18 protein-coding genes are annotated in these 21,684 nt (G+C 52.4%); 1 reads left to right on the plus strand and 17 read right to left on the minus strand.

Annotated elements, in window-relative coordinates; genetic code table 11:
• Positions 1-13: 13 nt before the first annotated feature.
• From ACUVOF_RS02085 to ACUVOF_RS02155, 15 genes are all read right to left on the minus strand, one after another.
• Positions 14-997, minus strand: a complete 984-nt coding sequence (locus ACUVOF_RS02085; RefSeq protein WP_447042786.1) for a Bug family tripartite tricarboxylate transporter substrate binding protein — start codon at positions 995-997, stop codon at positions 14-16.
• A 214-nt stretch (positions 998-1,211) separates the two neighbouring features.
• Positions 1,212-2,537: an enolase C-terminal domain-like protein gene (locus tag ACUVOF_RS02090; RefSeq protein ID WP_447042787.1), complete on the minus strand. Its 1,326-nt coding sequence runs from the start codon at positions 2,535-2,537 to the stop codon at positions 1,212-1,214.
• A 52-nt stretch (positions 2,538-2,589) separates the two neighbouring features.
• A complete protein-coding gene (garD, locus tag ACUVOF_RS02095) occupies positions 2,590-4,158 on the minus strand; it encodes a galactarate dehydratase (protein WP_447042788.1) in 1,569 nt (522 codons plus the stop codon).
• Positions 4,139-5,701 (minus strand): tripartite tricarboxylate transporter permease, encoded by a 1,563-nt coding sequence (locus ACUVOF_RS02100; RefSeq protein ID WP_447042789.1) that lies wholly within the window; start codon positions 5,699-5,701, stop codon positions 4,139-4,141. Before ACUVOF_RS02100 ends, garD begins: the two co-directional genes overlap by 20 nt.
• Positions 5,702-5,718: 17 nt before the next feature.
• The gene (locus tag ACUVOF_RS02105; protein WP_447042790.1) at positions 5,719-6,162 is read right to left on the minus strand and encodes a tripartite tricarboxylate transporter TctB family protein; all 444 of its coding nucleotides are present in this window, start codon (positions 6,160-6,162) and stop codon (positions 5,719-5,721) included.
• 117 nt (positions 6,163-6,279) lie between these two features.
• The gene (locus tag ACUVOF_RS02110; protein WP_447042791.1) at positions 6,280-7,335 is read right to left on the minus strand and encodes an ABC transporter substrate-binding protein; all 1,056 of its coding nucleotides are present in this window, start codon (positions 7,333-7,335) and stop codon (positions 6,280-6,282) included.
• 95 nt (positions 7,336-7,430) lie between these two features.
• Positions 7,431-8,345, minus strand: a complete 915-nt coding sequence (gene kdgD / locus ACUVOF_RS02115; protein WP_447042792.1) for a 5-dehydro-4-deoxyglucarate dehydratase — start codon at positions 8,343-8,345, stop codon at positions 7,431-7,433.
• A 192-nt stretch (positions 8,346-8,537) separates the two neighbouring features.
• Positions 8,538-9,548 (minus strand): 3-dehydro-L-gulonate 2-dehydrogenase, encoded by a 1,011-nt coding sequence (gene yiaK / locus ACUVOF_RS02120; protein ID WP_447042793.1) that lies wholly within the window; start codon positions 9,546-9,548, stop codon positions 8,538-8,540.
• A gap of 80 nt (positions 9,549-9,628) precedes the next feature.
• Positions 9,629-11,137 (minus strand): tripartite tricarboxylate transporter permease, encoded by a 1,509-nt coding sequence (locus ACUVOF_RS02125; protein ID WP_447042794.1) that lies wholly within the window; start codon positions 11,135-11,137, stop codon positions 9,629-9,631.
• Positions 11,138-11,152: 15 nt separating this feature from the next.
• Positions 11,153-11,668: a tripartite tricarboxylate transporter TctB family protein gene (locus ACUVOF_RS02130; RefSeq protein ID WP_447042795.1), complete on the minus strand. Its 516-nt coding sequence runs from the start codon at positions 11,666-11,668 to the stop codon at positions 11,153-11,155.
• Positions 11,669-11,682: 14 nt separating this feature from the next.
• Positions 11,683-12,633: a tripartite tricarboxylate transporter substrate binding protein gene (locus ACUVOF_RS02135; RefSeq protein ID WP_447042796.1), complete on the minus strand. Its 951-nt coding sequence runs from the start codon at positions 12,631-12,633 to the stop codon at positions 11,683-11,685.
• A 36-nt stretch (positions 12,634-12,669) separates the two neighbouring features.
• Complete coding sequence (locus ACUVOF_RS02140; protein WP_447042797.1) at positions 12,670-14,010, minus strand: enolase C-terminal domain-like protein; 1,341 nt, start codon at positions 14,008-14,010, stop codon at positions 12,670-12,672.
• Between the two features lie 361 nt (positions 14,011-14,371).
• Positions 14,372-15,133, minus strand: coding sequence for a metallophosphoesterase (locus tag ACUVOF_RS02145; RefSeq protein WP_447042798.1), 762 nt, complete (start codon positions 15,131-15,133; stop codon positions 14,372-14,374).
• Positions 15,134-15,852: 719 nt separating this feature from the next.
• On the minus strand, positions 15,853-16,404 hold the full coding sequence (gene speG / locus ACUVOF_RS02150; RefSeq protein ID WP_447042799.1) for a spermidine N1-acetyltransferase: 552 nt from the start codon (positions 16,402-16,404) through the stop codon (positions 15,853-15,855).
• Between the two features lie 75 nt (positions 16,405-16,479).
• Positions 16,480-17,691, minus strand: a complete 1,212-nt coding sequence (locus ACUVOF_RS02155; RefSeq protein ID WP_447042800.1) for an NAD(P)/FAD-dependent oxidoreductase — start codon at positions 17,689-17,691, stop codon at positions 16,480-16,482.
• Positions 17,692-17,810: 119 nt separating this feature from the next.
• Here ACUVOF_RS02155 and ltaE point away from each other — a divergent pair, with 119 nt between their 5' ends.
• Complete coding sequence (ltaE, locus tag ACUVOF_RS02160) at positions 17,811-18,818, plus strand: low-specificity L-threonine aldolase (RefSeq protein ID WP_447042801.1); 1,008 nt, start codon at positions 17,811-17,813, stop codon at positions 18,816-18,818.
• On the opposite strand, the gene ACUVOF_RS02165 is transcribed toward ltaE, so the two are convergent.
• Both ACUVOF_RS02165 and fhuB read right to left on the minus strand, forming a co-directional pair.
• On the minus strand, positions 18,815-19,432 hold the full coding sequence (locus tag ACUVOF_RS02165; protein WP_447042802.1) for a LysE/ArgO family amino acid transporter: 618 nt from the start codon (positions 19,430-19,432) through the stop codon (positions 18,815-18,817). The two genes, ltaE and ACUVOF_RS02165, sit on opposite strands and share 4 nt — an antisense overlap.
• Before the next feature lie 132 nt (positions 19,433-19,564).
• Positions 19,565-21,565, minus strand: a complete 2,001-nt coding sequence (gene fhuB / locus ACUVOF_RS02170; protein WP_447042803.1) for a Fe(3+)-hydroxamate ABC transporter permease FhuB — start codon at positions 21,563-21,565, stop codon at positions 19,565-19,567.
• Positions 21,566-21,684 lie beyond the last annotated feature (119 nt).

Genomic DNA, 21,684 nt, shown 5'->3' on the forward strand with positions numbered 1-21,684 from the left:
TTTGAGCTGCGAATTACTTGGACATCACGCCTGCTTCAACCAGCGCATCCATTTCACTGAACAGCGACTCGGCCGTTTCATCAGCCCAGGCAGTTACCTCATCGGTACCCAGCCAATTCGGCGTTACCCCTACATTAGCCACCCACTCTTGAAACTCATCGCTGTCATACGCTGTTTTATAAGCGTTTTCTAACGTAGCAATGGCTTCTTCGGGGGTATCTGCAGGTGCTGCGAAAACGATAAAGCTGCCAATTTGGAGATCGATCCCCTCGTCAGCCGTGGTGGGCACATCGGGGTACGTCGGGTTTTGCGTATCTGAGAACTCAACGAGACCGCGCACGGTGCCATCTTCTAACAGATTGGAAAAGTCGCCCAGGCTGGTGAGTGCAACATCGACCTCATCGGACAAAATGGCTTCTTTCTGTGGAGCTGCTCCGCCAGGATAAGAGACGATTCTGAACTCCGTATCGGTCAATTCTTGCAACTGTAGAATCGCTAGATGGATGCGCCCGCCCAGGTTCTGAATGGCAACGCGAATCTCACCCGGATTTTCCTTAGCCGCCTCGATAAGGTCATGAATCGTTTGATAGTCGGAATCGGCGTCAACGACGATGGCGTCAGGCTCGCTGGTCACCCGTGCAATCAGCTTCAACTTATCAATATCGTAACTGGGCAGCATGTCTTGCCAAGGCACGGTTACCAGGCTGTCATAGGTCAACGCGCCAATGGTGTAACCATCGGGCCGGGCGCTCATGAGCTGGCCAATACCGGTGGCGCTAACGCCACCCTCGATGTTTTCTGCATACATGGAAACATCGAGATTTTCTTCCGCGATGGTGGTCAGCTTACGAACGATGCCATCGGTGCCACCACCGGCTCCCCATGGCACGATAACGCGGATATCGCGTTCAGGGTAGTCAGCGAGCGCTGCTCCAGTCATTGAGGTCAAGGCGATAGCGCCAGCTAGCGTTAGTATGGATTTCTTATTTTTGTACATTGTGTACTCCTTGGTTTAAAACGGTTTAAAACCTATCAGCAGCCTACTTTTCATAATCAAGTCATACATCATACAACTTGAAACTTAGTGTGTTCTGGTTAGCACTACAATAGAGAGATGTAAAAACTAGACCAAAGTCGATCGTTTACCCTTTTGGACTCATCTCTCTATTGGTGGCACGCCTGACTTATCCTACCTTCAATGAGAAAGCGCTCTAGCGAATGAGCGCGGGGCGCTTTGGATCAAACTCCCATCCAGGAATTAAAAACTGCATGGCAATGGCGTCATTGCGCTGTGTGGTATCCAACGACTTATAAAGACTGTGTGCCTCCATCAGCTTGTCTTCGTCAAGCTCAACTCCCAGCCCTGGTGTGGTGGACACTTTGAGCTTGCCATCGCGGATGAGCAAGGGGTTTTTCGTGATACGTTGCCCATCTTGCCAAATCCAGTGGGTGTCAATCGCGGTAATCTCACCCGGGCAAGCCGCCGCCACGTGGGTCATCATGGCGAGCGAAATATCGAAGTGGTTATTGCTGTGCGATCCCCAGGTCATGCCCCACTCATTGCAAAGCTCACCCACCTTCACCGCGCCTTGCATGGTCCAGAAATGACAGTCTGCTAAAGGTATGTCAACAGAATTAAGCTGGACGGCATACTGCAGCTGTTTAAAATCTGTCGCGATCATATTAGTAGCCGTGGGTAGACCGGTGCGCCTCTTAAACTCGGCCATGGTCTCGCGCCCAGAATAGCTTTCTTCCTGGCCACAGGGATCTTCGGCATAGCTGAGCAGGTGCTTGATCGGCTCCAGCACCCGTACCGCTTCATCAAGTTTCCAGGCACCGTTGGGGTCAAGGGTTAGGCGGGCCTCTGGGAATGCGTCATGGAGCGCGCGAATGCAATCGGCTTCCTCTTCGCCGCGCAGCACACCGCCTTTCAATTTAAAGTCTTTAAACCCATAACGCTCGTAGGCGGCTTTGGCTAAATTGGCCACAGCGTCGGGTGTCAGGGCTTCCTGGTAGCGAATTTCGTCCCAGGTATCCTGAGGATTACTTACTGTTGGATACGGCAGGTTGGTCTTCGCCGGGTCACCCAATAAAAACAGGTAGCCCAATGCCTCGACTTCATCACGCTGGCGGCCGTACTGACCCAGCAGGTCGGCGACGGGCATGTTTAGCGCCTGGCCATAGAGATCCAATAGCGCCGATTCAATGCCCGTGATCACATGCACTGCCACTCGCAGATCAAACGTCTGACGGCCACGCTCTTCGCGGCCGTTCTGCGCTAACCGCAAGCGAACCTGATTGAGAGTGTGCTTAATATTATTGATTTGCGAACCTTCTACCAACGCGCGGCACTGCTCTAAACCTTTAAGAATACCGTCACTGGAAGGAATCTCGCCAACACCCTGGTTACCGGCGTCATCTTCAAGAATGACCACACAGCGGATAAACCAGGGCGCATGACCGCCACTAAGATTCAGCAGAAAGCCGTCGTAGCCAGCGACAGGCACCACTTTCATTGATTTAATTTTCGGAAACATAGTGCGTCTACCTCTTTTAACAATCATCTAACTTGAAAAATTCGTTCGGAAATCAAGTCACCGGCGCAGGGTTAAACAGCACCAAATCATTATGAATACCCAGCCGATCCGCGGCAGCCTGTTGACGCCCACTTGCTACGTCAAGAATAAGATGGAAAAGCTCCCAGCCCACCTCCTCGATGCTGGCATTGCCGGTCGCGATACGTCCCGCATCCAGGTCAATAATGTCGTGCCAGCGTTTGCCTAGCGTGGAGTTAGTGGCAACCTTCAGCACCGGCACCATAGCGAGCCCATACGGTGTGCCGCGCCCTGTGGTAAACACCTGTAAGTTCATTCCCGCGGCTAATTGAAGGGTGCCGCAGATAAAATCGCTGGCGGGGGTGGCGGCAAACGTCAGCCCCTTGCGGCGTAGCCGTTCACCGGGGCCAATAACATCAACAATTGGCGCACTACCTGACTTAATCACCGAGCCCAGCGCCTTCTCGACCACGTTGCTGAGCCCGCCTTTCTTATTGCCTGGCGAAGGATTGGCACTACGATCCGCCTGCCCTTGAGATAGGTAGTCGTCGTACCAGGCCATTTGCTCGATCAACGCCCTACCCACTTGCTCATCAACCGCCCTGGGTGTCAGCAGATGAATAGCATCACGGACTTCGGTGACCTCAGAGAACATCACGCTGCCGCCCGCCCGTACGATCAAGTCGGTCGCAAAGCCCACCGCTGGGTTAGCCGTCACCCCGGAAAAAGCGTCGCTGCCGCCACACTGCATACCGACCACTAGCTCAGACGCCGGGCAAGTTTCACGCTGACGTCGATTGAGCCGCTCAAGATGGCGTTCGGCCATGGCCAAAATACCTTCGACCATCTCACCGAAGCCTTGGAAGGAGTCATCTTGAAGACTTAGCACGTTGGCTTCAGGATCGGCTGCCTCGGTGTTTTCGTAAATTTTCACCGGGCGATCATCAAGCAGCGTGGACGGTTGCAGCTTCTCGCAACCCAAACCAATCACCATTATCTCGTTGCCGAAGTTAGGATTCAGGGCGATATTTTTAAGCGTCCGAATCGGCACAATGGCAGCGGGGGCATTAATAGCCACACCACAGCCATACGAATGGTTAAGTCCTACGACATCGTCAACGTTGGGAAAGCGTGGCAGCAGTTCGCGCTTGATCCGCTGCACAACAAAATCGACGGTGCCGGCGACACACTGAACGCTGGTAGTGATACCCAGCACGTTCTTGGTACCCACGCTGCCATCAGGATTGCGAAAGCCTTCAAAGATATAACCCTCCAGAGGCTCCAATGCGGGTACCTCACGCGTCGCCAAGGGTAATTCATCCAGTGCTGGCGCGATGGGCAGGCGTATATTCGTCTCGTTTACGTGACCGCCGCACGAAATGGCCGTTAATGCTTGGCCGATAACCTCGCCATAACGAACGACCGGCTCGCCTTCAGAGATGTCTACTAGCGCCACTTTGTGGCCCTGCGGGACAGCCATGCGGGTAGTGATGCCTCCCTCAATGACCGTACCTTCAGCCAGGCCGCCCTGCTCGACCACAATGGCGACATTATCATCAGGGTGTACGCGGATCACACGCGCATTAGTGGTTGTCTGTGTCATGACCCTTTCCTGAGGCTGTGTGTGTACTGCCCGTCACCTGAGTCAGCTCCATTTTTTGCTTGGTGCGGGACTTAAAGCTCATGATGACCGCAAATATTAGTGAGGCAGCAATCAGCCCCCATAGCACCATAGCGATGGGGCTCTTGGTGAAAAAGATCGAGTAGGTGCCAAACGATTCCAAGCTCTTGACGAAGTAGACTTCTGCTTGGCTTCCCAAGATAAAACCAATAATGAGCGGGGCAACTTCGAGGCCAATTTTTTGCACCAGATAGCCTAAAACACCGAAAATAAGTAGCGTCCAGACATCGAACATAATTCCGTAGTTAATGGCATAAGCACCAACCACACACATCATCACAATGATGGGGAAGAGAATATGCTTGGGCACCATTACCACTTTGGCGATGTACTTAATGGCATAAAACATTAAGAAGAACATCACGATATTGGCGAATACCAGGGCCGTCATCATGACGTACCAAGTATCGGTGTTTTCAGGAATAAATAGCGGCCCGACCTGGATACCCTGTAGCGTGAACGCACCAATCAAAACAGCGGTGGTCGAGTCGCCGGGAATACCGAGTGATAGCAATGGAATTAACGCACCACCGGTTAAAGCATTATTGGCGGACTCCGAGGCGATCAGCCCCTGAGGCGCCCCTTTACCCATTTGTGACGAATCCCGCGTTAAGTTTTTCTCTTGGGTATACGCCAATACAGAGGCAGCGCTGCCTCCGACCCCAGGCAGCATGCCAACGAAAGTGCCGATAAAGGACGAACGCACCAAGTTGGTCAGACGCCCGCTGAAAATTGAAAGCGAGAAGACGGCTCCCTTACTGAGCTTGATGCGCTCGTTGACCAGTCCGCTCTTTGCCCCTTTTTCCGCCTCCAGCAGGATGGTAGAAATACCAAACACACCGATCAGCACCGGCAGCAGCGAAAACCCTTCAAATAAGTAGGGTTCCATGAAGTCGAACATCAGTCGGGTTTTGCCATTGCCGCCATCAGAGATACTGTAGTCACCAATCAAGCTCAACCAGATCCCAATAACGCCGCTAAAGATGCCAATCAGCATGCTGCTGGACAGTGAAGCAATGACACTTAACGCTAACAAAATGATCAAAAACTTCTCCACGTAGGAGAATTTGATCGAAAAGTCAGCCAACAGCGGCGCAAATAAGAACAGTACAGCGGCGCTAATAAGCCCGCCGATAACGGAAGCAACGACACAAATCTTTAACGCTTTCTCACCCTCACCCTTTTGAGCCATTGGATAGCCGTCAAAGGTGGTGGTGATAGAAGAAGGCGTGCCGGGGATATTGAGCAGAACGGCTGGCACCATGCCGCCTGAGATGCCACCTACATAAAGACCAAGCAACAGCGCCAGACCATGATTTAAGCCTAGGGCATAGGTCAGCGGCAGACAAACCGCGACCGCCATGGTAGCTGTCATGCCGGGAATAGCACCGAAGATGATGCCGATCAGAGCACCGAACCCCGCGAGTAAAAAGAAGGTTATATCGAGAAGTGAGAGGAATTCCATGGTGGCACTCGCTCCGGTCACGGTAAGGTGATAGTGAACAGCTTGGCGAGAACGAACCAGGCTAGGCTAGGCGCGACGATGGCATTGACTATCACGATGGTAATGGCCTTTTTCGTCCAATCATGCAAATAGAGCAGTGACATAAGGAACACGAAAGCGATCGAAACAATCAGGAAGCCATAGCCCGTATAGGGAAACATGTCACCCACCACCGCCATGAAATAAAAATAGGCCGCGATTAAGACGAGGGTGCCAAAGAAACGGAAACTATCCCTGGCTTCGCCAATAATGGGCATTGTGCGCTCTCCCCGCTTCACTGCGGCCATGAAAGGCATTACCTTCATTACCAAAATCAAGGCAAATAGAATCGCCATAATCCAGTGAATAATTGTTGGGAAGAACAAGTGGGAGGTCTCGAAATCTATTGAGACACTGAGCAGACTTGACAGACCTGATTCCATAACGGCTCCGGGCATAAGCAGCAGGGTGCCCTGCTTACCATAGTTCTTTCTATAGCGGTTCTATAGCGGCTCACACATAAGTGGGGCACCCGCCACACACAGCGGGCGCCCTACCTTTTACTTGATGTTGCTGATAATTTCTTCGTAGCGCGCCATTTTATCGGCGAGATACTCCGAGGCTTCATCAGAAGGCTTGAAGTTGGGGATAAAGAAGGCGTTCTTCTGAATTTCCTGGATTTCACCTTCTTCGTAGATCTCCGCTAGCGCTTCATCGATTTGCTCAACGATCGCCGGATCCATTTCTTTGTTGTAGAGGAAAAAGAACTCTTTATCGAAAGTGAAACTCTCGTCATCCCCCATAGTGACGTGCACGTTTGGCTCTACATATTCCAACAACTGCTCGCGAGACGTCTGTCCAAGTCCCTCTTCAGGGGCCTGTTCAATAGTATCTTCGCGCGCCGTCAACCAGACAAAACGCATCGCTTTCTGATCATCTTCAGGCAAACGGGTGTACTGCTCATTCGCCTGTACAGTGCCGTTAATCACGTCAGCCTGGCCGTCGAACAGTTGCTGGTTTTTATCGGATTGAGAGCCGGTGTTAACAGCGACCAGATTATCTTCCTGACCAGGGTGCTCAATGGAGATGGCATTCTTTAAAGCACTGAAACCAATCTCCGAGACGCCGCCCGGCTGGATCGCGACACGCACGGTCTCGCCATCGCCGACGGCGGCGATAATGTCGTCAAGCGTTTCGTAAGGAGAGTCTTTCGGCACCAGGTAAGCATTGCCTGGATTGATGGCGACAGTCGGTCCAACGGTATATTTTTCAAAAATATCGTCGTAACCCTCTACCCCATACAGGTGACCAAGATAGGCCTGATCGTGAAAGATCATTAGCGTGTTGCCGCGAGAATCTCGGTCAAGGGTGCGAAAAGCCGAGCTGGCGCCAACGGCATCCACTTTCATGTTGAGGTCCAGCTTTTCAGCTAGCTGGTCCACTACTATAGTAGAGTTCTGATAAGTGTCGCCACCGGTAGACGTTGAGCCGATAACTACACGGATATTGCCGCGCAGCGGGCCATCCTGTGCCATTGCCACGCCAGCGCTGATGCTCAATGCTGTCATCAGCGCTGCGGTGCCTACACTTGTCATTAACTTATTGGAAACGATCATACTTCACCTCTTTTGCTCGTTGTAAAATTGTTATAGCTCAGCGGTTTAATGAGTTAGCGACTTAACGAGTTAGTAACTTAGTGATAAGTGGCTTATCACTCCTTAACGCTATCAATCAGCTTTTTAAGCTCCTGACACTCCTCCTGGGTTGGCATTACAAGCGGCGCCCGCACACTGCCCGCAGGACGGCCAACAATGTCAGCGCCTGCTTTGATTAGGCTAACGGCATAGCCCGCTTTGCGATCTCTGAGGTCCACGAAAGGAATGAAAAAGTCGTTGGTGATCTGTTTTACAACGTCTTTATTTCCTTGGCGTAACGCTTTGTAGAATTTCACCGCCATTTCCGGCACGAAGTTGAAAACGGCCGAAGAGTAGGTATTCACGCCAATGGAGACATAGGCCTCGGCAAAAATTTCAGCCGTGGGCACACCACCGATATAAACCAAACGGTCACCGACGGTTTTGACGATTTTATTTAACGCTTGGATATCACCTTTGCCATCTTTCAGCCCCACCAAGTTAGGGCACTGATCGGCCAATTGCTGAACCGATGAGGCATTCAAAATACCGTTGCCGCGGTTGTAATAAATCACGTTGACGGCGGTGGCATCGCAAATCTGGCGGGCATATTCCACCAAGCCATCCTGCGGGCACTCGGTGAGGTACGGAGGCATCAATAGAATGCCATCGGCGCCCGCTTCTTCCGCTGCTTTTGCAAAGTCTTTGCCCGCCTCAATACTCAAGCCTGCGCTGGCGATTACCGGCAAACGTCCATCAATCACTTCAACAGCAACGCGGACAATCTCGCGATACTCTTCAAGTGAGAGGTTAAAAAATTCCCCCGTGCCACCGGCGACGAAGACCGCCGATATCTCATGACTGATGAACCACTCAAGCCGCTTGCGGTAACTCGCTTCATCGAAACGACCCTGGCTATCGAAGTCCGTAATCGGGAACGACAGTAGGCCATCGCCGATGGCTTTTGTTACAGCTTCTCTTGAAAATGTCACGTTGCGCCCTCTTGTAGAATGTGTTGACCACTCAGTGAATAGATACCATTAGTTAGCCAACAGGCTTATGTCATACATCATACAACCTAGAAGATATGTATCCCGCTTGCAGGGTGCAAGCAGAACTATCAAAATTTAAACCAAAGTAGCAGTCATGCCCTGTATACCTGTTAAGGTTTATAGCGCCGTTAACTAGTCCCCTGCGAGCTCACACACAGACCGCCATAGCATGTCATCGATAACAATCGGGCCCTCTCCATATCGTTGGGCAGCGGTCGACTCCCCCGGCCAGCGCACTGTACGGCCCGGTTCGGCAGGAAGAGTAGCGGCCAAGTGAGCCTGGATACCTTCGACAACGCTATCGCAAGCGTCCCGCCCACCGAGTTGTTCTGGGTCAAACACCATAAACACTTGGCAGCAACCGCCGCCACTGCCGCGCTGGACCTTATCAATGGCATGGCTAGGGCGCCCTTGAGCGAGCAGCGACGCCAACGCGTCCAACAGGATCGCCAACCCTGAGCCTTTCCAATAACCTGTTGGCAGCAAACGGCGCGTCGCAGCGATCGCCGCAGGATCACGGCTCAACTCGCCATGCTCATCGAAACCGCCGTCGACGGGTAAATGCTCGCCCTTCAATTGAGTTGTCTGCAGTTTCCCGTAGGAGAATTGCGACATCGCCATATCGAGCACCAGAGGCCCGGAGTTATGCGGTACGGCCATCACCAACGGATTATTGCCAATCGATTGGGAAGCACCACCCCAGGCAGGCATGCACGACTCGGTATTGGTCCACATAATCGTAGCGAACCCCTGCTCAACCGCATGCCAGCCATAGCTTCCGCCCCGCATCCAGTGGGTTGTATCGCGTAACGCCACCAGCCCCATACCATGCTCACGCGCCAACGCCATGGCACGCTCTGTGGCATGAAGTGCATTGACCACACCTATTCCAAAACCTCCATCAAGCACCTCAATCGCGCCCAATCGTTGGACAAGGCTTGGCTTAGCGTCGATATCGACCCAGCCTTTCCCGACGTACTCAATGAAACGCGGAACCCGCCCGATACCATGCGAATGTACGCCGTCGCGGGTACTTTCAGCATGAATTTGCGCGCAGGTCTCAGCATCAGCGGGCTTTAGCCCCGCTTTCAACAGTGATTTTTCAATCGTACTGCGCAACGTCTCAAAATCGATGTTAGCCATCACTTGCCCCCACCATTAAAAAAGCCCACTCCGCGAGTGGGCTCCAACACCCCAGCCGCCTCGCATGGCGGCCATGGACTTCAAGCAGCGTCAGACGCCGTGTCTTGTTGACGAGTACGGTAGTTCTGCCACAGTGTCAGCGCCAGCAACCCTAAGGCGATGACTAAAAAGGTAACGCTGATGGGCCGGGTGAAAAACGGTGTCCAATCACCACCGAAAGTCTGCAGCCCCCGTCTCAAGTTAGATTCCGCTATAGGCCCCAGAATTAAACCCAGTATTACCGGAGCGGTTCCAAAGCCATATCGGTTGAGAAAATAGCCAAGCAACCCAAAAGCCAGCATTATGTAGAGGTTAAACACATCCCCATCAACGCCATAAACACCGATAAAGCAGAAAACAATGATAGCCGATATCAACTGTTTTCTTGGAACTTGAAGTACACGAACAAACAGCTTGATGCCTAAACACATGATGATAAGCATGAAGAAGTTAGCGACTAAGTACGCTAGAAATATCCCGTAAATGATGCCGCCCTGGCTTTCAAATAGCATCGGTCCCGGCGTAACGCCTTGAATCATTAAACCACCCAAGAGGACGGCGGTCGCTGCCTCGCCAGGGATGCCCAGCGCAAGCGTAGGAATTAACGCCCCACCTAACAAAGCATTGTTTGCACTCTCAACTGAGACAATGCCAGCACTATGCCCCTTACCAAACTTCTCAGGTGTTTTAGAAAAACGACGTGCTTGGTCATAGGCTACCAGCGAGGCGATACTGCCTCCAGCACCAGGCACTGGGCCCACGACAGAGCCGGACACGATACCAACGAGAAGAGCACGCCAATTTCGCAGCGTTTCAATAAAACGCGGACGCGCAATATCAACTTTGTGGGCGCTGCTCTGAAGCTTACTGGAGGGATCATATTCAAAGGCATCCTTGAGTACTTGCGATACAGCAAATAACCCAATTAGCGCCGGTAACAGGTTGATTCCAGTCAATAAAGAAAGTTGCCCAAACGTAAAACGGTCGACCCCCGCAATAGGATCCGTACCGATCGTGGAGCAAAAGAAACCTATCAGACCTGCAATCAAACCTTTAAGAAGAGACTTGCCCGCAACAGAAGCAATAATGACTAGCCCGAAAATACTCAGTGAAAAATACTCTGCAGCACCAAATCGCAATGCAAACTCAGCAATGGGTGGTGCGAGAAGACTTAACACCACCATGCTAGCGACACCGCCAAAGAAAGAGGCAACAATGGCCAGTCCTAGGGCTCTCCCCGCTTCACCCTTTTGAGCCATTGGAAAACCATCGAACGTCGTCGCGACCGAGGATGGCGTGCCTGGAATATTCAACAATATGGCGGGTATTGAGCCACTGGCGCCAGCACCACACAGGGTACCAAGCAGCATACCAATACCCATTACAGGCGGCATTCCAAACGTTACCGGCAACAATAAGGCTATCGCCATGGCCGATGTTAAGCCAGGCAATACCCCCATAATAATACCCAGGAAAGTACCACCCGCAATCGCCAATAAGGTACCCAACTGGAAGACCAGTCCCAAACCATCAATATAACCCGTTAGCATCTCACTTCTCCTTCTTCAATCCGGTAGCGGGATATTGAATAGCTCGGTAAACACATAATAGATAACCAATGATAAAGCGAGCGCGAAAACTGTATACGCTGCTAGGCTTCGAAGTTTTCGACGATTGCTTAATTTTTGAAATTCACCGCTAGTCATGACCAGACAAACGACATTTAAAAAGCAAAATATCGCTGTACTTGCGATATACCCAAGCCGCTCGAAAAAGTTGATATAAACAATAATCAAAGCCACGATGGTCAGCCACTGCAGTATGCCTTTCTTAGAAGGAGTGGCATTAAGAATTGTTTTCTCTTCTCGCATTCGCCTTGCAGCAAGCCATTCGTAATAATCACGTATTAAGCAGGGCACGGCACAGACAAAAATCAAACCAGAAATCAACTTTGGAAAAGTAGCGGGGGTAAGCCCCCCCGCCATGCTGACTGCTGGCAGCGTAGTGGCCATATAAAACCCAATTGCCGATGCCACCACAAGAAACAGATCAAAGATCGGTTTACCTATATCCTTTGCCATCAGTCATTAACTCCTCAATTCTCTTCAACTGCCAAATCTCCAGCACTTTCTTTCATCACTTCTGCAGATTCAGCGATAAACGCCTCTAGCTCATCCCCATACAGCGGAACAATATCCAAGCCCAGGTTTGAGGCAGTCTCTTCGAAGGATCCTTCTTCCACAATCTCTTTAATGGCGTTAACCCACGCTTCCTTAGCCTCTTCCGGTAGGCCATCCGGGCCCGCAATACCGCGAAATACTGTCAAGGACAGATCGTAGCCTTCCTCTTGGAAAGTAGGCACATCGGGCAGCGACTCGCTACGCTCTTTGTAAGACATACCCAAGGCTTTTAGACGACCTGACTCTAGCGCCGAGCGAAGTTCCGCCCCTCCCAGTACCACGGCATCTACATGCCCTCCCATAGCAGCGGAGATAGTCTCAGAACCGCCGGGGTAGGGGATGAAGTTGAAATCGACTCCAGCGGTATCAGCAAATGCCACTGCCGCGATGTGAGCTGATGACCCTACACCCGAAACCCCCACTTGCACCGAGGTGCCTTCCTTCGCAGCCTCGACCATGGCGTCCAGGTCATCGTATTCGCTGTCGCCACCGACGGCGATGACGTAGGGCTCTTCAAGGATCTTGGCGATAAAATCAAAATCTTCGTAGGTAAAGTCAACATTACCCAACGCTTCCAAGGTCAGTAATGCATTACTGGCGGCGGCTAAAGTATAGCCATCTGCTTCTGATGCCTGAGCGCGCGTCAGCCCCACGGCTCCGCCACCGCCAGAGATATTGCGAATGACCAAATTGGTATCGAGTTTTTCTTCAAGAAGCGGCTGTAGTGCGCGGACGAAGGTGTCGTTGCCGCCACCGGCTGAGAAAGGAACGATCATATCGATGTTTTTCTCAGGATATTCAGCAAATGCACCAGTACTGGCCATCATTGCTGTTGCTACAGATAAGTTTAGCGCTAACTTTTTCATTGTAGTGTCCTTCTTTGTCGCGTTTAGGGTGTTCACTCAGCGCACTAACGCTGGCTTTTTCGGATCAAACTTCCAGTCATCTATCAAATACTGCATTGCCATCGCATCATTTCGAGCACCAGCTGGCAGTGAAAGATAGAGCTTATTCGCCTCCTCTATGGTCTTCATGTCGATGTCGACCCCAAGCCCCGGCGCGTCGGTGACGGCCACTTTGCCACCCACGATCTCCGGTGGATTGCGGGTCAGGCGAGCGTCGCCCTCCTGCCATATCCAGTGGGTATCAAGCGCGGTTGTGCGCCCCACGGCGGCGGCACCCACCTGAGCGAACATAGCGAGAGAAATATCGAAATGATTATTGGAGTGTGAACCCCAGGTCATACCATGATCCTGGCAGAGCTGAGAGACACGGACGGCACCGGAAAGCGTCCAGAAATGCGGGTCAGCCAAGGGGATATCGACCGAACGCAGCATCAGTGCGTGGGCCATTTCTCGCCAGTTAGTGGCTACCATGTTGGTTGCGACAGGCAACCCGGTGGCATGGCGAAACTCAGCTAAAATCTCGCGGCCAGAAAAACCTTGTTCCGCCCCGCAAGGATCCTCTGCGTAGGCGATCACGCCGTGGAGATCCTTGCACAGCCGGATCGCCTCTTCGAGCGACCAAGCCCCGTTAGGATCAATGGTCGTGCGCGCATCTGGAAACGCATTGTGCAGCGCCGTGACGGCCTCGATTTCCTGCTCGCCAGCCAGGGCCCCGCCTTTTAATTTAAAGTCTTTGAAACCGTATCGATCATGCGCCGCCTGAGCTAATCCAACAATGTTCTGGGGGGTCATGGCCGCCTCGTCACGCAAACGGTACCAGTCGTGATCCAAGCCCCCGGTGCCACGGCGGAAATCCAACGGCGTAGCGTGCCCATCACCGATAAAGAACAAGTATCCCAACACGTCAACGCTGTCACGCTGCTTGCCGTTGCCTAGGAGCTCTGCCACCGGCACTCCCAGAAATTTCCCCATCAAATCAAGTAACGCCGCTTCAAGCGCGGCAACTGCATTGATGCGAAGCTCGAATGTCCAGGATCCTTTACCGAAATCTTCAAAATCGGCACTCCGTCCAGCATTGTGCAACGACGCAATCATGGAGCGCATTTTTCCGATCGACTGACCGACCACCATCTCTCGCGACTGCTCAAGAGACGTTTGAATCGTCTCGCCACCGGGTGCTTCTCCAACCCCCACATTACCGTGACTATCTCTGAGAATAACCAGGTTGCGCGTAAAGTACGGCGAGTGCGCTCCACCGATATTGAGTAACATGCTATCGCGTCCTGCGACAGGAATGACCTGCATCTCGGTTATCGTGGGAGTGTCGTGGCTCGACATAAATAATTCTCCATTAGACGGTGTTAGCACGCTGATCAGCATCCCGCTTATTGCTGCTCAAATTTGATCAGGACGGAAAAACACAGCCCTTATTGATCACATGAAGGCTTTTCAACAACGCTGAATATCAATCAATTATAAAAAAACGAGTTACTTTGCCCGCAAGCGCACCCATCACTGTTTCAGCTAGCTAAATCTATTAGCCAACTCAATATGTCATACATCATACAAACAAGAAGATATGTAGCATGGCTTTCAGGCGCAAGCGACAACGGTAAAAATTAAACCAAAGTAGCAATTACCGACATCACCACCCGCGATTCACGAGCAGTGAATTAAAAACTATAAATAATTGATTTATTTATATCTCAACCACCCAATCAGGCTTAAACAACGCTGGCGTAAACTCATTCGGGTAACCGCCAGGGTTGGCGATAACGCGGGTGCCGTTACGCAGTAGATCAACAGGCTCGTGGACATGCCCATGCACCCAAATATCCATCTTGCCCATTAAATGAGGTAGGTTAGAAGCAAACGCAGGAGATAACGCATCGCCCAAGTATTGGCCGGGAATGCAGTCATGCAGCGGGGCATGGTGACTAACCACTACCTTAGGGCCATTAAACGGCCGGGACAGCTCTTTTTCGAGCCAAGTGAGTGCTTCAGCGTGTACCTGCTGGCTCGCCTGAGGTGTAAACGTCTCCCCTGGCGCGGTTTGAACGATTTTAAAATCGGGCATGTAGCGCAGCGCCTTAGACTCAGTATCGGCGGGATTTTGGGTTGGGTCACCGGCATAAAGCGCAAAGTCAGTCCATAGGGTAGTGCCGTAAAAACGTACGCCATTAAGGGTGACGGCACGATTATCCAGAAGCTCAATACCTAGTTGCTCGGCATTGAGCGCCAGCTCATCACGCAACTGCGGCATGCAAGTACCGTAGAACTCATGGTTACCAGGCACGTAGATAATCGGCATATCAGGGAAGCGATCGCGAGCCCAGGCTAAGCCTTCGCTTTTGCGATGGATATCGCCAGCCAGAATCACCACATCAGCCTCCACTTCTGGCAGTTCGCGGTTCCCCTCAAAAAATTCCAAGTGAAGATCAGACAAAATACGCAGACGCATAGGGCTCCTTATAGAGGACATTTAATAATTACAATGCTGCACCGCAACAAAGATGCGTTATACTCTAGGTGTCGTCCCACTAGGAGGACCGCTCAATGACTTTTTTGATCATCACCCCTGCACACGATAATGAAGTTCTGGAATTCTGGAGCTTGAACGCCCAATGGCATTGTGCCGCAGTCGAGGCTCTGAGAGCCTATTTAGGTTAATTCAGGCGCTTTTGCCTCTTAAGACCAAAAGATAGTGACCGAAGCCGGGGTAATAACCGGCTTTTTTATGCTTATGAAAATCTTTTCCATTCAAAGGCATACATCGTTAGCTCGCTATTTGTAAGCTTAAGCTTACAAAAATGGTCAATCGCCTACATCGTTTGGGCTACCCCTAACCTGTAAAAGCCCTTATTATCTTGCTCGACAGTGACAATGCTGCTTTGCACAACTCAATTTGTGTATAAAAAATTGTCTTCTGTATAACAATACCTTTCACGTATCCCCTGAAAAAAGGAGTGGCCGCCATGCAGTATTCAGCTAACCACAGACAGACGATGGAAGCCGACATCATGGAAGTGTGGGCAGAACGCGCTCAGCAGCAACGTGCAGCTAATGACGCCATTAAGGCCTACTTGGGCTAATAGCAGGAAATGCTTAGCACTATGCGAAATCAGCGCCTTCCCACGCCTCGTATCTACGAGGCGTTCTTAGGCCGTTTTATTAGAACGATTACAGCCAGTTAGACTCAGGCGCTTCGATCGTATTCAGCTGCCCAAGATAGGTACCCTGTAGGATATACATGCGCTTCACATCCCTGTATTTTCCGTTAATAAAGAACTCCTTTACTAGGTGCCCCTCTTCAATAAAACCGCTCTCTTCGTAGAGATGGATCGCTTTGACGTTCTCCACCGCTACAATCAGATATACCTTGTGTAGGTTTAAAATCGTGAACGAGTAGTGCAAGGCTTGGCGGATCAACGAACGGGCAAATCCTTTGCCCTGGTGAGCTGGGGCAATGATGATTTGAAACTCGGCGCTGCGGTGGATGTAGTCGATCTCAATCAACTCTACCAAACCAATGGCATTACCATGGCTGTCCTCAGCAACAAATCGCCGCTCGGCATTGTCATGGATGTGCTTGTTATATAACTCTTCCAACTCATCGAATGACTCGTAAGGCTCTTCAAACCAATACGACATAATGCTCTGGTTATTATTGAGCTCGTGGACAAAGCGCAAATCGTTACGCTCAAGTGCACGTAAGTAAAGTGTCAGCTCCATCGTCCTCTATCCTTATGAATATTTGAATAAGGATACTCGCTTTAAACAGGCTCGCCATCATGATTTATACGGCTACTACATTAGCCGACGGAACGAAAAAAGCTCTGCCAAGGGATGCGATTTACCTTCAATAAGTGCCCGCAGTAGCTTTGCGCCAATCATGCTATAGCTAATACCATTGCCGCCGTAGGCCATGGCGAAATGTACACGTGGACCGTGCGCCTCATGAGGGCCGAAAAATGGCAAGCCGTCTTCTGTTTCCGCAAAGGTGCCGCCCCAGGAAAAAGTGGGGTTAATATCGAGTGTCGGCCAAAGCGCCTCTACCTTACGCGTTAATCCCCTGGCTTTTTCCTCGACCCGTGCATCACGTCGTGCGGGAATATCGTTCTCATCATCATCGCCACCCACCAACAGGCGGCCATCGCCAGTGGTTCGCATATAAAGGTAGGGGCGCGCCGATTCCCACAACATTGTGTGACGTAGCTTACCCAACGTTTCTAGTGACAGTGGATCGGTGATAAATGCGTAGCTGCTCCGATTAACGGCAACCGGTTTAGGCAACCATATTTGTGACTCATAACCCGCCGCCATCACCACATATTGGCAACGCAACGTAGCGCCATTGGTTAGCGTTAACGTGACGCCCTGCTCATCTGGTGCCATTGTCTCCATTTGAGTTCGGTCATAGACTTCTCCGCCCCGTTCAATCACCTTGGCAAATAGCTGATAAGCCATACGATACGGATCGACACTGGCTGCTAACTTAGTGAGGATCGCCCCAGGTGCAGCAAAACCGTACTCTGCTAAAATAGCCTCGGAGTCAAGCCACTCGGCCTCAAATCCATGCTTTTGGCGCAGCGCCAACTCTTCTTTGAGGGGCGCCACATGCCCTTCGTCACTGGCATAATAAAGGCTGTGCTGACGTTCAAAATCGACATCACCCATGCCTGCCGCTAAGGTTTCAAGTTCACCGATGGCATCAGCGCAAGCTTGGTAAGCAAGTAATGCATCGGTTTCCCCGTATCGCTTGGCTAAGTGAGACATATGGGTGTCAATTTCGTACTGTAGCAAGCCCGTGCTGGCAGCAGAGCTTCCCCACCCTACATCACGCCGTTCAAGCACCACGACATGATGTCCGTGACGGCTCAGCTCATTGGCGATCAGTGCCCCGGTAATCCCGCCCCCAACCACCACAACGTCACTTCGGTGATCGTGGGTAAGCTGTGGGAAGGCAGACAGCAAACCATTTTTTATTGCCCAGAAGGGATAGCCGCTTTTTAGATCCATCAGGTTACCTATGCTGGTTTAACATGCATTATGCTGGCAACCATAGATAATGGCTAACAACTTACTTAGTTGAGCGCCCTTAAGCATTTGTCCTGACTAATAAAAAGGAGCTCCTAACGATGATTGATTTACGCAGTGATACGGTGACCCGCCCCACTCCCGCCATGCTGGAAGCCATGATGGCCGCTCCATTAGGTGATGACGTATGGGGTGATGATCCAACGGTCAACGCCTTTCAAGCAAACCTGGCTGAGCAAGCAGGCAAAGAAGCCGCACTGCTTTTTCCTAGCGGTACGCAAAGTAATTTAGTGGGGCTAATGGCGCACTGCGAACGCGGCGATGAGTACATTGTTGGTCAGGCGGCGCATACCTACCGCTATGAAGGCGGCGGTGCGGCAGTCTTAGGAAGCATTCAACCCCAGCCGCTTGAAAATGCCGCTGATGGTAGCCTTCCATTAGAGAAAATAAGCGCTGCTATCAAAGCCGACGACTTTCACTTTGCCCGCAGCAAACTGTTGGCGCTGGAAAATACCATTGGCGGCAAAGTACTGCCCGCAGACTATGTATTAAAAGCAACCGAACTGGCCCGCGAACGAGGGTTGGCAACGCACTTAGACGGCGCGCGTCTGTTTAATGCAGCGGTAGCCACGGATACCTCACTCAAGCAGCTTTGCCTACCGTTTGATAGCGTGTCGTTATGCTTTTCAAAAGGTCTAGGCACACCCATCGGCTCGGCACTGGTGGGCTCGCAAACATTGATCGACCGTGCCCGCCGTTGGCGTAAAGTTGTCGGAGGCGGTATGCGCCAAGCGGGTATTATTGCCGCTGCTTGCCAGCATGCCCTGGATCACCATGTAGCTGATTTAAAGAATGACCATCGCCGTGCAGCACGTCTGGCAGAGGGCTTGGCGAAGCTGCCTGGGGTCGAAATCACCTCACAGGCAACCAATATGGTGTTCGCGCATTTCCCCGACGCTCATGTTCAACCACTTTCCATTTGGCTAAAAGAGCACGGCATATTGATTGAGCTGCTTTACGCTACCCGCTTCGTTGTTCATCGTGATATTAATGATGCGGATATTGATGAAGTCATTACAGTGATGGAGACCTACTTTAGTCGGCACTAAGTATTGAGTGATGACGCCCCGAGGGCAAGATGCACGGCAATACCCGCCATCATCAAGCCAATCAGGCCGTCGATGATGCGCCATGCGATAGGTTTTGAAAGCCAAGGCGAAAGGGCGGCGCCGCCCCACGCCAACAGGCTAAACCAGAGTATGGAAGCCGTGGAGGCTCCCGCCACAAAAACGCCGGCACTCTCCTGCTGGGCGCCAATGGCGGGTATCAGCAGCAGTGTATCCAGATACACCTGAGGGTTGAGTACGGTGACGGCCAGCGTGGCTAAAATCACTTTCGTTAAGCTACGCGCTTTACCCGCTTCGGCGCTCAACCCTTGCCGACCGTTAACGGCCCTGAATAATGCCTGCGCCGCCAACCAGCTTAAAAACAGTACGCCCATCCAGCGCATCGCTTCCAACGCGCTGGGTATCGTCAGCAGAAAAGCACTCACCCCAAACATCCCCGCCGTGAGCAGAATAATATCGGCACTCATGCATAGCCCCGCCGACCACCAGTGGTACTCGCGGCGAATGGCCAGCCCTAGGATGTAGGCGTTTTGCGCCCCGATCGCCATGATGATTCCGCCGCACACTACTAAGCCGGTGATATAGCTTTCCCACATTGCCCTGCCCCCAGACCAGAATAAGTGTCGCGTTAACACATCGCTCTCTTAAAACATCGCACTAAGGTAACGGGTAATTTGGATAACTAAAAATCATCCTGCTAATACCATATTAAGCTTTCTTATAATCGCTTACAGCTTACGCAGTCTCCACATAAAGTAGGCACCGCCGATTAGGGAGGCGACCAGGCCTGCTGGTATCTCGTAGGGAAATATAACCTGACGCCCCACCCAGTCCGCCAGCACCATCAAAAGCATGCCGATCAAGGCCGCCCCCATCAGATGCTGCCCTGCACGGGAGAAGCCGAACAAGCGCGCCATATGAGGCGCCAGAAGACCAATAAACGAAAGCGGCCCCACCACCAAAGTGGCACAGGCGGTTAACAGCGCCACCAGTAGAAGCAACACTAAACGGGCACGATTGAGCTTTACTCCAAGCGCCTTGGCCGTCGGTGCGCCTAAGGGCAAGATATCCAGCCAGCGGGTGAAAGGCAGCGTCACCAGCGCCAGCACGGCAGCAATCCCGCCGACCACCACCGCATTATTGACATCTACGTAATATGTAGAGCCCGCCAACCAAGCAATCACCTGCTGGCCACGAGGATCACCGCCTGCCAGCATCACGCTGCGCACCGCGTCAAACAAGGCACTGACCGCCACCCCGGTGAGCAGCAAACGTTCAGGGAGATAACCGCTCTTACGGTTGATACCCACTAATACCAGTAGCGTCGCGAAAGCCCCCAGGGTGCCCACACCAATCAGCATCATATTGGTGGGCGCGGGCAGCAGGAAAATCCCCAGAATCAGCGCAATGGCGCAACCACCACTGATACCCAATACTTCAGGGCTGGCCATTGGATTGGCTGAAAGACGCTGAAGAATCGTTCCCGCAATCGCTAGCATCAACCCACTGGCTGCGGCCGCCATCACCCGGGGCATGCGCCACTGCATGACATTCCAGTTATCAGGCGCCAGCCAATACCAGCCGTCTACACCCTGGCCGAAGAGCAGGCCAAGCACTGTTGCCCCCAGTAGCGCTAGTAGTAAGCCAACAGCCAGGCGTGAAGGCGCAGGATGACGATGGGCGAAAACACCCGCCCCTTGCGGCGGCCGGTCGCCCTGTAATTTCAAGCGAGGAATCAGCCACATTAACAGCGGCGCCCCCAGGGCGCCGGTAATCGCCCCGGTAGGAACAAAGGCAGCGGCCATGCCAGAAAACTGCTGCAACAATAAGTCCGTCGTGGCCAGCAGTACTGCTCCTAATAGCGTTGACCAAAGCAACCGTGGTCCTAAACGACGCGCACCCGCCATGCGCACAATATTGGGCGCCGCCAAACCGATAAAACCAATGATGCCCACCACGCTGACAATACTGCCGGTAATAAACACCGCCAGCCCCATTCCTGCAAAGCGCAAATAGGCAAGCGAAACTCCCAGGCTTTTGGCACTGGCGTCATCCAGCTCCAGCACCGCCAAAGGACGCAGCAAAAACCACGCGGCCACACAGCTAATCGCCAGCCGAGGCCAGAGTATTGCAACGCCGTCCCAACCGTTTTGCGCCAGCGAGCCAGCGCCCCAGATCAACAGCCCCGAGAGCGCCTCGTGGTTGAACAGCAGCAGCGCCGTCGACAGCGCTCCCAGGTACAGATTGACCACCAGGCCCGCCAACACCACCACGATCGGCGCCAGCCCGCGCCGCCAGGAGAGCAGGAAAACCAACCCAACGGCGAGCGCGCCGCCCAATAAGGCGACCCATTCGCGCCCGGCTATCAGCAGGCCCGGCGCCAACAAGGTGGCAGTCATCAGTGCCAGATTAGCGCCCGATGCCACCCCAAGTGTGGTGGGCGAGGCTAGCGGGTTGCGCAGCACCTGCTGCATCAGCACGCCTGCCAACCCCAGCCCACCCCCAGCCAGCAGGGCAATAGAGAGGCGCGGCCACCAAGCGTAATAAAGTAGCAGCTCGTCAACGTTTTCAAAGGAGGGGGCCACAAGGGACTGTAGACCCAGCGCAAAACCGCCTTGGCCCTGCAACCCCACCCAAAACAGCACTACCATCGGCAGGCTAAGCAACAGGCAGGCTTTCGCTGGCGACATCCCCCCCATTCGCTGGGTGAATTGAGCAGCACCTAACATAGCGAGCCATCCCCTTTAATAAACGAGGAACTTGCCGCAGGGGCGGCGATAGGCAGCAGCGTCATTTTTTAGCCTTAATCGTGTCTGGAAGTTAGTCATTGAATAATAAGTATCGATTC

The organism is Vreelandella sp. H-I2, assembly GCF_052959335.1.

Bases quoted from the DNA above. Each gene is read 5' to 3' on its own strand.
- fhuB (WP_447042803.1), bottom strand. From the start codon at position 21,565: ATGTTAGGTGCTGCTCAATTCACCCAGCGAATGGGGGGGATGTCGCCA.
- ACUVOF_RS02085 (WP_447042786.1), bottom strand. From the start codon at position 997: ATGTACAAAAATAAGAAATCCATACTAACGCTAGCTGGCGCTATCGCC.
- ACUVOF_RS02090 (WP_447042787.1), bottom strand. From the start codon at position 2,537: ATGTTTCCGAAAATTAAATCAATGAAAGTGGTGCCTGTCGCTGGCTAC.
- ACUVOF_RS02145 (WP_447042798.1), bottom strand. From the start codon at position 15,133: ATGCGTCTGCGTATTTTGTCTGATCTTCACTTGGAATTTTTTGAGGGG.
- yiaK (WP_447042793.1), bottom strand. From the start codon at position 9,548: ATGGCTAACATCGATTTTGAGACGTTGCGCAGTACGATTGAAAAATCA.
- ACUVOF_RS02105 (WP_447042790.1), bottom strand. From the start codon at position 6,162: ATGGAATCAGGTCTGTCAAGTCTGCTCAGTGTCTCAATAGATTTCGAG.
- garD (WP_447042788.1), bottom strand. From the start codon at position 4,158: ATGACACAGACAACCACTAATGCGCGTGTGATCCGCGTACACCCTGAT.
- ACUVOF_RS02135 (WP_447042796.1), bottom strand. From the start codon at position 12,633: ATGAAAAAGTTAGCGCTAAACTTATCTGTAGCAACAGCAATGATGGCC.
- ACUVOF_RS02100 (WP_447042789.1), bottom strand. From the start codon at position 5,701: ATGGAATTCCTCTCACTTCTCGATATAACCTTCTTTTTACTCGCGGGG.
- ACUVOF_RS02155 (WP_447042800.1), bottom strand. From the start codon at position 17,691: ATGGATCTAAAAAGCGGCTATCCCTTCTGGGCAATAAAAAATGGTTTG.
- ACUVOF_RS02125 (WP_447042794.1), bottom strand. From the start codon at position 11,137: ATGCTAACGGGTTATATTGATGGTTTGGGACTGGTCTTCCAGTTGGGT.
- ACUVOF_RS02130 (WP_447042795.1), bottom strand. From the start codon at position 11,668: ATGGCAAAGGATATAGGTAAACCGATCTTTGATCTGTTTCTTGTGGTG.
- ACUVOF_RS02165 (WP_447042802.1), bottom strand. From the start codon at position 19,432: ATGTGGGAAAGCTATATCACCGGCTTAGTAGTGTGCGGCGGAATCATC.
- ltaE (WP_447042801.1), top strand. From the start codon at position 17,811: ATGATTGATTTACGCAGTGATACGGTGACCCGCCCCACTCCCGCCATG.
- ACUVOF_RS02110 (WP_447042791.1), bottom strand. From the start codon at position 7,335: ATGATCGTTTCCAATAAGTTAATGACAAGTGTAGGCACCGCAGCGCTG.
- speG (WP_447042799.1), bottom strand. From the start codon at position 16,404: ATGGAGCTGACACTTTACTTACGTGCACTTGAGCGTAACGATTTGCGC.
- ACUVOF_RS02140 (WP_447042797.1), bottom strand. From the start codon at position 14,010: ATGTCGAGCCACGACACTCCCACGATAACCGAGATGCAGGTCATTCCT.